Raw genomic sequence first — 13,831 nt, 5'->3', positions numbered from 1 at the left:
CCTTCAGAGGGTGACTTCCGGAATGCTTCTATGTCAGCTGCACGGCCTTCTCCCAGAACAGAATCTATTTCTTTTGTGTCTTGTCAGTCATTCAGCAGCATCGGCATGATCAGCATGAGGATGTCTTCACTCTCAGGCTGCATGGCCGGTACGATTACCCCTGCACGTGAAGGGTCGGCCAGCTGGATGACCACGTCGTCACTTTCAAGGTTGTTCAGAATGTCGAGCATGCTGGATCCCTTGAACCCGATGCTCATCGGATTGCCTCCATATTCGCAGGTCACGCTTTCCTTCGCACTTGTGGCAAAGTCAATGTCCTCTGCATTCAGTTCCAGCAGACCGGATGACACGTAAAAGCGGATCAGCTGTGAAGAGTCGCTTGCAAAAGGCAGCACGCGGCGCAGCGCGCCTATCAGGGACTTACGGTCTATGGTCACCAGATTGGGGTTGTCCAACGGAATCACACTGTTGTAGTTCGGATACTTCCCCTCGATCAGGCGGCAGGCAAGATTGCCCTCTGCAAAGGACACTTCGGCAGACCGGTCGTCGAAGCGGATGATCACATCACCACCATCCTTGGACAGCACGTTTTTCAACAGGGTCGCCGGCTTCTTGGGAAGCACGAACGATGCCGGTGTCTCGCTCTTGACGGTGAAGATCTTGTTCCTGACCAGTTTGTGGCCGTCGCTGGCGACAACGGCAAGGCCGTCCTCTTTCAGGTCGAAATAAACGCCGTTCATCACCGGGCGAAGCTCATCCTGCGCAGTGGCGAAGAGCGAACGGGTCAGGCTGTCCGAGAGCTTTGCGGCTCCGATGGTGACAGTCGTGGCAGATTCCGACATCGGCTGGACCCTGGGATATTCCTCCGCACTCATGATCGGGAAGTTGTACGAACCGTTCTGATAGGTGACGTAAATCTTCATCTCCTCCATGTTCACAGCCAGTGCAAGAGGCTGCTCGGGAAGTTCTTTCACAGCATCGAGAATCGTATGATTGTTCACTGCAAAGTCGCCCTCGCCTTCACAATCCTCAAGGTTCAAGGTGCCACGCATGACATTCTCACTGTCTGATGCCGTAATCGTAAGCTGTCTGTTGTGAATCTCGAACAGGAAACAGTCCAGAATCGGGAGAGAATTTTTGCTGTTAATTACTCGAGAGAGAGTCAACAACCGGCTGCTCAAAGCAGTGCTTGAAAGGTTAAATCTCATTAGTATCTATTTTAGTTAATATTTCCAATTTACGTTGTTTCCGGCAGACCGGCGGGAACGATCCCTCCCGCCGCCGATCGACTTCAACGTACAAAAATACGAAAAAGGGATGTGAAAAACAAAAATTAGGTATAAAAGTTTCGGTTTTTAGAACTATTTTAGTAATTTCGCAGACAGATTATAGTCACAAAATAACCAAAACAAGTAGATAAATGGATTTACAAGGAAAAGTCATCGCAGTCCTCCCTGCACGTGAGGGAACTTCTGCCCGCGGACCATGGAAGTCACAAGAGTATGTCATCGAAACACATGATCAGTATCCGAAGAAGATGGTTTTCAACATCTTCGGTGCAGACCGAATCGAACAGTTCGCCATCAAGGCCGGCGAGGAAATCAATGTCAGCTTTGACATTGACGCACATGAATATAACGGCCGTTGGTTCAACAATGTCCGCGCATGGAACATCCAGCGCGTAGATGCCACGGCCGCGCAGGCCGGCGGAGCACCTATGGCGGCTCCGGTTCAGCAGGCTGCCGCAACCACGGCAACGACCCAGGCTGCCCCCTTCCCTCCGGCACAGACGGAAGAAGACTCTACCGACGACCTCCCCTTCTAACGGGGTCAGGTTCCCGTCCCGGCTGACTTCCATCATCTGTCTTCCCGTCCGGCTGACCGGGAACATCCGTTCCGGGGCAGCCCGGCAGTCTGTGAGAATTGAGGAGCACCGATATGCAGACGGACGGAGAACCAGTCAGAGAAATCGTCAGACAAAAGGATACGGACATCCCGAATATCCAACCGCAGGGACGGGCATCCTCGTCTTTCCGACAAAGCCTCATCGGCAGGCGGAAGAGGATGCCTGTTCTGCCGTCTGTATCAGCCGACGGACAAGCCTTCTCTTATCCCGACATTCACGCTGCCGGCGGACAGACCGACAGAAAAAAAAACACAGCGCATCGATCTTTACCAGTCTAATTCAAGACAGTTCCCATAAGACTTCTTTGACGGTTCCTCCCCCCTTCAGGTGAGCAGATTCCCCCTTCTTTTCCTGAAAGAGGGCAGCAGACCATGCGACTGGAAGAGAACCGCGAAGATGATGCACAATTGCGCAGAAGGGCACAAAGAGCCGGCAGGGACAGACCGTGCCCGACAGGACGATGCGGGATGTCAAAACATTGCCCCGCTACATGAGAGGAGGGCGGATACTATGAAGAGACAAGGCTGTATCTGCGTCTTATTCTGCAGTCGCCAGATCAATAATCCTGCCTGATGGAGGCGGTCGCCGCCTCCATTTCCCGCCTTTTTCCCCTCCTTTCCGCCTTTGGGGACGGTTATGTCGACGGAACACCTCGTTCTCTGCCGAAGTACTGATGCCTGACATCAGTCGTGTTGACGCCCGTCACCGGCCGTTCCGTCAATGGCCGTCATGTGTGCTGAAGGCCTTACGCTCATGATATGCCGTCGGAAGAGAAGCCACCCGGCGAAAGAGGGCTGCACCCGGCAGCATCTGTCAGATCGGCGGGGTTACTTTTTCTTCAAAAGCAATGTGGAGTCGTCTGTTGAAAGGGAACATGCAGGAGGAAACACGCTATTATGTCTTCGGACAGCAACAACATCAAATAAACGGATTTTTTGTCATCGTATGAAGAAAACAGTATTAATCACAGGGGCTACCAGTGGCATTGGAGAAGCCTGCGCACGAAAGTTCGCACAAGGGGGCTACAACGTTATCATCACGGGCCGCAGGGTACAGCGTCTTGCCGATCTGAAGGAAGAGCTTGAGGCAGACGGCGTACGTGTGCTGGCCGTTGCTTTCGACGTGCAGAACCGCAAAGCGGCGACAGCCGCCGTCAACAGTCTGCCGCCCGACTGGCAGCAGATAGATGTGCTGATCAACAATGCGGGACTGGCACTCGGACTTGAGCCGGAGTACGAAGGAAGTTTTGAGGACTGGGAGACAATGATCGACACCAATGTCAAAGGTCTTCTGACAATGACACGGCTCATTGTCCCAAGGATGGTGGAACGGAACAGTGGACACATTATCAATATCGGATCTGTGGCAGGCGATGCGGCCTATGCAGGTGGAAATGTCTATTGTGCGACGAAGGCCGCCGTGAAAACCCTCAGCGACGGACTGCGCATCGACCTTGCCCATACGGCTGTGCGTGTGACTACCGTGAAGCCCGGCCTGGTGGAGACGCATTTCTCCAACGTCCGTTTCCACGGTGATGATGCACGTGCCGAGAAAGTCTATCAGGGCATCAGGCCTCTCACCGGAACGGATATTGCCGATGTGGCCTTCTATGCCGCTTCGGCCCCAGCCCATGTCCAGATCGCCGAGGTACTGGTCCTTGCCACCCATCAGGCAAGCGGCAGCGTGATGTACCGTGAACCGTGAAAAGGCACGGACGGTCCGAGGCTTTTCCTGCCACCGCCTTCTCTCCAGCCGCATGGGATCGCCCTTGCTTTTCAAGGGGGGGGCGAGGCAGCCCGCTGAAAAGAAAAGAGGCCATCCACGAGGATTCCTCAGGACCGCCAGCAGTAAAAAAGGTTCTTCCGTCAAATGCGTGAATGCTTTTCGCATGGCTTTAACGGAAGAGCCGAAGTTCATTAAACAAAAACATAGCCAGGACCGTCAACCGTCCATTCTGTCATCCTCCTCCGATACAAAGACCTTTTCAATTTAATACGTTGAAAACACAGATAAGATTTTGAAAAACCATTACATAAATACCAAATAACCCAGCTGCAAATATAAAACAAACGTGCAAAAAGCAGGTTTGCAACCAGCAGTAAACCAATTGGTTATCAAGCCGCCCAAAAAAGGTGCCTGATTGGACTTCAAAAGGGCGTTGGTAACACGCTGAAAGGGCATCTGTTGCAAGTCAGTCAGGCCTCTTTTAGAAGCCAGAAGGGCATGTGTTGCTTTGCGTTGCATGAAAACAGTTTACAAACAGCGATGGTATGGGAAGTTGTTGTCTGTAGAAGGCGGAAAGACGGGCTGATGGACAGGCATCGTGTCAATTCGCCTTTTCTGCCTCTTATCTTTCTGTTTATCCTCCTTTGAAGCCCATCTGATTTCGGACAGTCATACCCTGCAAGTGCATAAGCGTTTATTTTTCCAATCTACGCATTTAACGGAAGAGCCGTAGAAAGTGGCTGCCTGAGATACAGAAAGGAGCGGAAGTCTCCCGTCTGTCCGCAACAAGTCCTTGTTGAAACCGTCAGATGGGATACTCCCGCCCCTTAGGTATGTTCTACTTCCTTGCTTCCTTTTTTCCTTTTCTCAATACGATGCCGTGATAGTTTTCCGGACACCGCGTGCCGTTAAGCGTATAGCCGTCTCCGCCGTCCTGTACACCGGTCTGCACAGTATCGATTCCTGCTGACGGTGTAACGAGAAGCCAGCCATCCACATATTCAACGCCTTCCTCGGTAATCGTACCGGGCAGACAACGGATCACGTACTTCCCCGCAGGACTGTCTTTTGTGGCATCACACTTCAGTTCCGCTTTCCCTTTCACGTAATCGCCGATGACCTGATAGGAGAACTCCGGGTTGTCCTGCCCGATCTCACGTGTCGCATTGCGTGCCTTTATGGTTGTCCCGAACTCGACGTAGGAGGAAGAGGACAGTTCTTTCCATTGTCCGGCAGCAGTGTATCGGGACTTGCTTCCTCTCGGGACATATATCTTCAGCGTATGGGTGTCAATTCCTGTAAACACTCCGGAGCCGTCAAGTACAGGTACCGTCTTGGAATAAAGTTTCAGCATATTCAGGTTCATGCAGCTGTTGAAGGCTTCACGCCCAATGTGCTGTAAGGTGGAGGGGAGCTTCACGCTCTTGATGTGGTAGCATCCGGCAAGCGCATAATCGTGCAGGCGGAACATCCCCTTGGGAAGACTCACGTTGCCCATGGCATTGGGCAGTACGCTTATCACCTCATCCTTTTTCCTGTTGTATACAATGCCATTCTCGATGATGAAATCCTGATGGTCACCGGTATGTATCTTGACCGAATCCAGTCCATTGCACATCGCCAGTACACCGTCTCCAAATGTCTTGATGCCATCAGGCAAGGTAATGGAGAGGAAGGAACATCCGTAGAACATCCTCTCCGGAAGCTCGTCGTCAGATACCTTATAGTCTTTCCCGTCCGCATGGAGATAAGGTTCGCCTCCGCTTACAATCACGGCGTCTTCCAGATCCAGGACATGCAGGCGGCCGTCCGTGAGCTGTCCGTCCCTTCCCCGTCCGGCCATCTCGCGTATCAGGCCGATATCAGTTCCGTTTATCGGCCCTGACACCTTGAGCGTATCGTAATCATACTTCTTGTCCATATCGATCTGCGAGCCCAGTGTGCCGGCTTCTGCAAGCAGGACTCTGGCAGACAGCCTCTTCGTTGCCGCTTCCGGCTTTATATTGATAATCATGTCCTGGGCAGAGTTGAACTGATAGGATTTCCCGTTGTGGCAGGGGTCGAGGTCGGCAATCACGAAATAGCCGTTATCCTCTCCATACCATCCCCAGTTCACGTGTACTTTCCCCTCCTTGTCATACCCGTCGAGTACGAAGCTGTGCCCGCCGGCAGTCGCATCGAGACCTCCATACACGACAGGCTGGCCGTCATTGAGCTGCCGGTAGATAATATCCATCCATGCCTGTTCGGTATAGGCCTTACGGTCGACCTTCTTCACGTTGTTCAGTCCGAAGTAGTTCTGCAGTCCGGTTGCGGCAGAGCCATGGTTGGTGCCACTTGCCTCTTCACCATAATTCATGTCTACCGCCACGCCAAGGTCGCGCATCAGCTGTGCGACGGCATACTGCTGCTGTCCCGTACCCGACGCCATGCCTTTTGCGGCATCCTTCGAAGAGCCGTAGGTAGGCAGCATGTTGTCCCAGTCAAAGACTTCCTTGCTGAAATCCACGAAGACCGGAGTGCCGTTTGTGTCATACTGGGGGTAGTATATCGTCCGTTTCCCATATCCCGTTTTGGGGCCGTGCTGGAAATACAGCACCTGTGCGATACTTGTCGCCACGCAGCCTGTCAGGCACCGGGCTGTACCGCTTGACACAGGACAGAGGTTGTTGTAAGGTGCCATCTGCCCCCATTGCGTCTTCAAGAGGGGCTTGATGCTTTCTTTGTATTTCGCCGGGTCCGGGAGCGTCACCTTCAGTGGCGAGTTCCTGGCCGCCGCAGTGCGTACAGTGCGGTCCATCTGTTCCAACCACCATCTGAAGTGAGGATTGGCAGCCGTAGTAGCCGCTGCGTCGGAATAGCCCAGCACAGCCGGTGCTACATCGTCGGCAGCCACAATGATGACGGACCTGTTGCCGTCACCATAGATGGAAAGCCCCTCACGGCGTTCCAGTTCCCGGACTTGCAATTTCCCGGACATGCGGTATGCTCCCGGGCTCCGCCCCCCCTGTGCTTGAATGACGGCGGCGGCAATGGCCGCCATCTGCTTACGCCCCCGGGGAGCAGCAGAGGCAGTCATGGACAGGATGCAGAATGCAATCAATAATATTCTTCTCATATACGATCTTACAAGTAATTCTTTCTTTTCCTTCCTCTTCGGAAGTCTGTCTCTTCGTTCCGGTTCTTCCCTCTCATCCGTCTGTCATCCTGTGACAGCCGGTACCGTTGCGGCATGCTGCCGGCAAGATGACAGATGGGGGCAGAATCAGCATCAAGGAAGTGATTTTATCATCGCTTTGAACGTCTTGCCGTCTTTCTTCACGACATACACATGATGGGTCACCCTATAAAGGACTTTGTATCCGTGGTCGGCGGGGACGATGGTCTCAATACCATCCGTACCGGGGACGGCGATGTTGGAAGCCTTCGATTCTCCGTCAGCATACAATACGGTGACAAAATAGCTGTCGTCCGCCTTTCCGTCTCCATCGGTATAGGTCGTCTTCGTCGCATCGAGTGTGGCAACACATTCACCGTTCTTATAGACCTTATAGCCGACCGGTGTCATGGCCGGCGCCTCGTAGCTTATATCGTCAAGAACAAACATGGTATGGTTGTTTGAGACGCACCGTATGGCAAAATATCTGGCACCTGCAGGAAGTTCCACCGCAGTCTCCGTCCATTCCGCAGGAGCCTCGGTCTTGGACTTGATGAGCTGGAAGTCCGCGACGTCCTTGCCGGAAGCAGAGTAAAGCACCTCATACTCCTCGCTGCCGTAAGTGCCGCTAACGGTCTTCGCCCAGAACTTCACGGTCTGTTTCCTTCCTGACAGTCCGGGAGATATGAGCCAGTCGTCATTCGCCCCCTGGCTTGAAGAGAAGGAGGCAAGGTACTGGCTGCCGCTGTGCGGATCAAGGTTATTGCCTTTGTCACCGACAGCAGAAGGATTGAAGACAATGTAGGCGAAAGGAGTTCCCTGCTTAGGGAATTGGTTGCCAAAGCCGAAGGTAGAGTTCTTGTCCCCATCGACAAGCGTCCATGAACCGATATTGTCTGTTGACCAAGCCGCATACCGTTCAAAATTATCGGTTACAACATACTCCTTGCCGGCTGTCGAACTCCAGTGGAGCACCACACCCTCCGGCTGCTTAGAAGCCTTCAGATCGTTGACGGCAGGGAACGAAGGAGCGTAGACGGGTTCTGTCAGCACTTCTGATTCGTCGTTGTTCTCGTCCATGTCGAAGTCATGGGCAACCTTTGCCTTAACGTCCATTGAATTGTCCGCTGTCGCAGGCACGTCGTAGTCAAATCCGACGATTCTCTCTGCATTGGCGGCAAGTGCCTCCGTCATCGTCTTGCTTTCGACAATGTTGTCGTTGACATATAGACTGACCCTGTAATCGCTCATCGGCTTCATGCCTTCATTCCGGACGATGACATTATAGTGGGTCTTTGCCCCTGACGTGACATTCGAGGATCCCGTGATATGCGCACTTAAATCGTAGTCATAGACATCCCTTACACGGAAGTTGTCAAGCAGTACAAGGGCTTTCGGGTTGCCGATGGTAGCCCTGAAGCTGACCGTAACGTATTTCTCTTCCTTGTATTCAGACAGATCCAGCATCACGTTTTGCCATCCTTCTTCGGCTCCCGCTTCCTTTACCTTCTCGTAATCAATCGTCTTTATCGTCTCGTCAATACCGTGCGCGGTCTTTATGCTGACGGCAATCTTGTGCGTACCATTGTTGACAAAATAGTAATTGAACGAAAGGCGCGGGTTGGCCGAACCGACAAGCGAGATCTTGCCGGAGGAAAGAACGGCGCAGTCACCGGACTTCGCCTCCGTCGAACCATAATAGGCACAGCCCTTGTCATTGTCGGAAGACAATTGATTGAACCATTTGAAATAGTGCTTCCCTACGACCGCATTGGTCGCCCAGAAATACTTCTGCATGCCGTTTGTCCAGGACTCTTTGACCGGGAGATTGTAGGGAGCACCCGACAAGAGTGCGGTCGACAATCCGTACTCGCTCTTGTTGTCGCCGTCGACCGTCTTCATCGCATAATAGATAAGTCGCTGTATGCGGTCCTCTTCATCGAATGCGCCGAGACTGCATTCCGTCTCCTTGACTTTCGATTTGTACAGACTCGGGGTGTTGTCGGTAACGGTGTAGATTTCGTATGTCAGATGGTCCGGATAGACATATCCACCATGTACACCGACTGTCCCGGGAGCCTCCCACACGAGCTTGCAAGTGCCGTCAAGATTGTCAACAAGCCGTATGTTCTTAGGTGCCAGCGGTGTGTCTTCGCCTATATATGCCGAGATATGGGCTGTCGCTCCATAGCCCTCACTGTTTGCTGCAAGGACGTTGTAGGTCGTATTGCCGGTATTCGATGCCGCGACGCTCACCGTGTAGGTCTTACCCGGCTGCGGATTGCTGACAGTAGCCGCCGGCACTGTACTCCCCTTCTCGAAGACTTCTATCTTGGACAGAGCCGACAGGGTATTGCCTCCGATGGTCTTCACAGGAGCCTTGAATGAAATGCTCGCCTTCTGTTCGCCCTGCTTGTCAGGTATGATCGTGAGGTCGCTTACAGAGTCCGGAGCAGCGAGTCTGCACCCTTCGGTGAGTTTGATGTTGCGTACGTATACCGCAAGCCCGGTATTCTCCATTGCACGGATTCCCAGCCGATACACTCCATCTTTGCCTACTGTCACCGTGTGACCTACAGGCTTGAACACAATCGTGTGAATCGTGTCGCTGGTCGCCGTAAGGGGACGGAAGTCGGATACGGTCTGTACATTTCCGTCAGCTATTGAAGTGAGCAATACCTCACGGTCACTCTCACTGTAACAGCGCGCGTCGTAAGAGAACGTGTACTGACGGTCGGCTTTAAGGGTAAACGGCGGTGTCACGATCCAGTCGTCGGGTGTGTCCTTATAGTTGGTATGCATGGAGAAGTAGATGAGGCTTTTGGTATCAGCATCGTATCCCCATGTTATGCCATTGTTGTCGTTGTCGACAAAGTCGTAGGTATAAGCTCCTTCCATAGACGAGAAATCAGACACATAAGGAGCAGACAGGGGCTGTCCGAAGCAGACATAGGGTGTCATGGCTTCCTCACCTTTTACAGTTCCGTTGTAAGCGGCGATATAATAATAGTATGCCTTGTAACTGTTCTTTGCATCGAGGGACAGCTGGTATTCTGTCCCGGTGATGTCGGAGGCAATCAATGTACCGTCAGAAGCGAAGACGGAATAGGTCAACTTGCCGATATGCCCGCCATGGGCTCCTGCTGTCGGGGCCGTCCAGGAGAGGGTGGCCTTTCCCTTGCCGTCGATGTTCAGATCGGGACTTCCCACGGCTGCCGGATGATCGTTGCCAACCCACTTTTTCAACTTGCTTGTCGAACCGGACTTACCGTTTGCCCTTAGAACGACAGAGAACACATGCTGGCCTTCGTTTGTCGACACCGTCTCAGACACAGGGGTTCCGGCTTCGGCAGTGCCCTTTTCCGTTACGATGCCGTCAATGCTTATGGAATAGTCTATATCACCGCTCAGCGCCTGGCCGCCATAGGTCTTTGACGGAAGGGTGAACTTCACCTCCCCGAGGGTACTGGCTTCGTGGAAGATGACAGCAAGGTCGGTAATGTCCGCAGGAGCCGCATCGTCCGGTGCAGACTCTATGTACAGGAAAGGGAAGACCTCTTCATGGAGATAGTCGCTGACGGCTGTCGCCTTTCCGGTCGTTGTATCTACTTCGTATAGGTGAGAGGCCTTTGTATTGTATTCGGTGGCAGCCCAATAGAGCTTGCCTGTCTTGTAGTCGAAAGCGGCGCTCTCCCATGATGTACCCGGCTTCACCCCGGTGTCTCCGATGACGGTCTCATCGCCCGTCTTCTTGTCGACTTTCAGAAGAATCCCTTTGGGTGAGACGGCCCAGAGCTGCCCTTCAGCGTCGAATGCCATGGCAGGATAGGAATTGTCTTCCATTTTCTTGATCACATTGCCGTTGCTGAACGTGTTGAAATCGACGCTTACGAGAACGTACTCAAAGGTGTTGTTGTCCAATCCCACGAGGTACACCTTCCCGTCAGTCGGGTCGTATGCGGAAGTCGCACCCCAATAGTTGTAATTGTACACCTTCTTGCCGTCATTCTCCGTCGGCGACCAGTCTATGAGATTGTATTCATGGTATGTGCCGGTATACGACTGGTCCCAGGAAGTGCCATGGAATTTCCCATCATAGATGGCACCGCCGCCGTTCATGTCTGTCTTCGGGGTGCTGAACAGCATAGAACAAACACTGCTGCCAGGCTGCAGCTGGTAAAAGCCAAACTGGTTTGCTCCTCCATTTTCCCACGACTTGCTGGCATCCATGAAAGCGATGAAAGAAGAGCCGCCTGTCCCGTATTTCGCATGGCTGTATTGTGCCGATGGCTGTTGGATCCAGGCAGGGCGGGCTGCCGCCGGCATTTTCTGCGGAAACAGGCTATAACGATGCCAGCTGCCGGTTTTCATACGCTGCGCTTGAAGCGATTTCTGGAAAGTCTCTTGTGGACTTTGGGCGTGCAAAGCCATGCCGACCATTGTGAGCAGTACCAATGGAATGAGCAGAAGTCTTGGTGTTCGCATATTCATCTCATGTTTAATTATAATAATCAGACCGCTTAGGGTGGCGGTTCTTCTTCCATTGCCAACAACGTCAGAGCAGAACCCTCAGACTGCATTCGTCCTCAGGCAGCCTATGACGCCGATTCCTGTGATGTGAGATTACGATAGCTGAAACCGTGTAGAAACGTTGCAAAGGTATCTGATTTCCTACGGTGAGGGACTGAAATCGAGTGTACAAATGATGTACAAAAGTGCATAAACAGTGGAAAAAGGAGGATTTATTCAAAAACAATATAATATTTTTTGATGGTAAACCAATTATTCATAACTTTGCATAAGTGAGTAAAGTGTGGATAGAACGAAACAGAATCTGATGAAACATCCTCTTTTTTTCTGTCTGTTACTGGTCGGCTGCCTCATTTCATGCGGTCAAGGGCAGACAAGGAAAGACAGCACCTGTCCTGATTACCTGAGAAGTCTCTATGTACAGGGATGTGCCGCAAAGGACAGCGGCCAGGCCGTCCTTGCGCGTGACTGTTTCATGAAGATCATCGATGCCCCGGCTGCCGATACTCCCGACACAGCCATCACAACACTCAAGGCGAAGGCTTACAAGCAGCTTGGCAACGCTTTCATCTACCAGTATATGGCAAAGGAAGCGGCGCAGATGTACAGCAAGGCGTATGCACTCTATGAATCGAACAACGACACGACAGGGATGCTGTACTGTTACCGCAATCTGGGAAATGCCTTCTACAGCATGAACAGACCCGACTCCTGCCTGTTTTACTGCGGTCTTGCAATGAAGCTGGTCGAAACGGCACCATCCAGATACAGGTACGAGAGAACCGAACTGAACTGCCTGATGCTGACAAGCCTGGTAGACCAAAAGAAGTGGAGCGAAGCAGGAAAATACTATCATGCCATTGCAGCAGATACCTTGAACGCCAATACGCCGGCCGTCCTCATGACAACCGCCCAGTACTACTACGGCATACACGACTACCGGAACTGTGAGTTGACGAGCCTTAAAATCCTGAAGAACGGCAACCTTTTCGACAGGCAGCGTGCCGCACGCTTCCTGACCAATATCTATATAAGGAATCAGGAAATAAAGAAAGCTTCCCGGTATATGGAGGCTTTCATCCGGTTCACGGACTCCGTAAGCCTGTACCGGCGTACAGAGACCCTCCTCCGTATGGATGCGCTTTACAACTACGGCAAGAAAGAACAGGAAAACATCAAACTGAATGCTGATGCGAAGGTCTACCGCCTGCTGCTTGTCATCGCCCTGGTCTCCATGGCCGCAGTCGTCGCGGTCTTTGTCTTTGCCATGCGCTACAACCGCCAGCAGAAAGCGTTGATGCGCCTCAAGATAGACCATTACAAAAGTCTTCGAAAGAACCAAAAGAACAGAGATGCGGATTCCGAACAAAGAAAAACGGCAATGATAAGGAACTCCGACATCTACAAGCACATCATCCGGCATCTTGATACAGGGGACGGTCTGTTCATTCTTCACAATGATGACTGGCGGCAGCTATCTCTTGTGGTCGAACAGGCCTATCCGGACTTTAACGGACATCTTCACGATATCTGCAAGATGAATAATTACGAATACCGCGTCTCGCTGCTCATAAAGACCGGCTTTCAGCCGAGCGTCATAGCCGGCCTCACAGCACACAGCCGCGAATCGGTATCAGCCACACGCCGCCGGCTTTTTGAAAAGGCATTCAACAAAAAGGGAACTCCCAAGGACTGGGATGATTTCATCCTGTCACTGTAATACGCCGTGGAATGCCTGCTGGTGGGGAAAGCCGCCCGGCGGAAGGATGGGCTTCCCTGTACAACGGAACTTGTAGAATGGACATGGGCAAATTGCTGTCCGGCAAGACATAAAGCACACAGATTCATGAATCGTTCCCTTGAGGGTGTGTCAAAATGCAAATACCATTTTGACAATCTTAAAGTTTGAAACAATTCATTAAAAATGACCATTTTTTTACTCGATTTTGAGTAAAGAAATGGTCTTTTCTTTGCTTTTAGAGAAAACCTGCTTATAGTTTGAAAGTTGTCAAGTTATTAATTTGCATTTTGACACACCCTCATGAAAAGCCTTCCCTTCCCATCCGACAAGTCACGTCAGCTTACGGCAGCACAACGCTTCTCCACGACAATACATCCCGCCAACCGACTGCAATACGATCCCACACCACGCATGATGTCCATGCCCGGCACGACGGGTGACGGACATCAACACGGCTGGTGACAGGCATCAGCACGGCAGGTGACAGGCATCAGCACAATGCATGAGACGGAAAGGCTCGCTCGTTTCTGTCACTATCTACACACCTTATTAAATATAAGGGACGGACGACCGGCTGGTATGGGAAACATTTACCGGGACAGCAAAGTCTTTATACCACATTCAATTGTCCGGTCTCTGATGTAAAATCACTTTCACGGAAAATGACAGAGGGGAAAGACAAGGGAATATGTTAAAATCCTAACAAATGATGATTATTTCTTCAAAATTTACATCTTGTTTAAAAAAATTAGGTATATTTGCAAACGAACAA

The 13,831-nt window shown here is 51.8% G+C and carries 7 protein-coding genes; 4 read left to right on the top strand and 3 right to left on the bottom strand.

What is annotated here, in order from left to right:
* Nucleotides 1–83: 83 nt before the first annotated feature.
* On the bottom strand, nt 84–1,208 hold the full coding sequence (gene dnaN, locus J4864_RS01505) for a DNA polymerase III subunit beta (RefSeq protein ID WP_007368402.1): 1,125 nt from the start codon (nt 1,206–1,208) through the stop codon (nt 84–86).
* Between the two features lie 212 nt (nt 1,209–1,420).
* Here dnaN and J4864_RS01500 point away from each other — a divergent pair, with 212 nt between their 5' ends.
* Nucleotides 1,421–1,825 carry a DUF3127 domain-containing protein gene (locus J4864_RS01500; RefSeq protein ID WP_007368401.1) on the top strand — a complete coding sequence of 135 codons (405 nt, stop codon included), beginning with the start codon at nt 1,421–1,423 and terminating at the stop codon, nt 1,823–1,825.
* Between the two features lie 1,026 nt (nt 1,826–2,851).
* Nucleotides 2,852–3,610 carry an SDR family oxidoreductase gene (locus J4864_RS01495; RefSeq protein ID WP_211814350.1) on the top strand — a complete coding sequence of 253 codons (759 nt, stop codon included), beginning with the start codon at nt 2,852–2,854 and terminating at the stop codon, nt 3,608–3,610.
* A gap of 859 nt (nt 3,611–4,469) precedes the next feature.
* Here the strand turns inward: J4864_RS01495 and J4864_RS01490 are convergent.
* Nucleotides 4,470–6,749: a C10 family peptidase gene (locus J4864_RS01490; protein WP_211814349.1), complete on the bottom strand. Its 2,280-nt coding sequence runs from the start codon at nt 6,747–6,749 to the stop codon at nt 4,470–4,472.
* A 153-nt stretch (nt 6,750–6,902) separates the two neighbouring features.
* Nucleotides 6,903–11,273: a choice-of-anchor J domain-containing protein gene (locus J4864_RS01485; RefSeq protein ID WP_211814348.1), complete on the bottom strand. Its 4,371-nt coding sequence runs from the start codon at nt 11,271–11,273 to the stop codon at nt 6,903–6,905.
* Between the two features lie 328 nt (nt 11,274–11,601).
* On the opposite strand from J4864_RS01485, the gene J4864_RS01480 reads away from it, so the two are divergent.
* Together J4864_RS01480 and J4864_RS01475 are read left to right on the top strand one after the other, a co-directional pair.
* The gene (locus J4864_RS01480; RefSeq protein ID WP_211814347.1) at nt 11,602–13,038 is read left to right on the top strand and encodes a hypothetical protein; all 1,437 of its coding nucleotides are present in this window, start codon (nt 11,602–11,604) and stop codon (nt 13,036–13,038) included.
* Nucleotides 13,039–13,359: 321 nt separating this feature from the next.
* The gene (locus J4864_RS01475) at nt 13,360–13,521 is read left to right on the top strand and encodes a hypothetical protein (RefSeq protein WP_211814346.1); all 162 of its coding nucleotides are present in this window, start codon (nt 13,360–13,362) and stop codon (nt 13,519–13,521) included.
* The last annotated feature ends 310 nt before the right edge of the window (nt 13,522–13,831 follow it).

Source organism: Prevotella multiformis (assembly GCF_018127985.1).
Taxonomy (GTDB): Bacteria; Bacteroidota; Bacteroidia; order Bacteroidales; family Bacteroidaceae; genus Prevotella; species Prevotella multiformis.
This window is presented reverse-complemented; position numbering and strand designations above follow the sequence as displayed.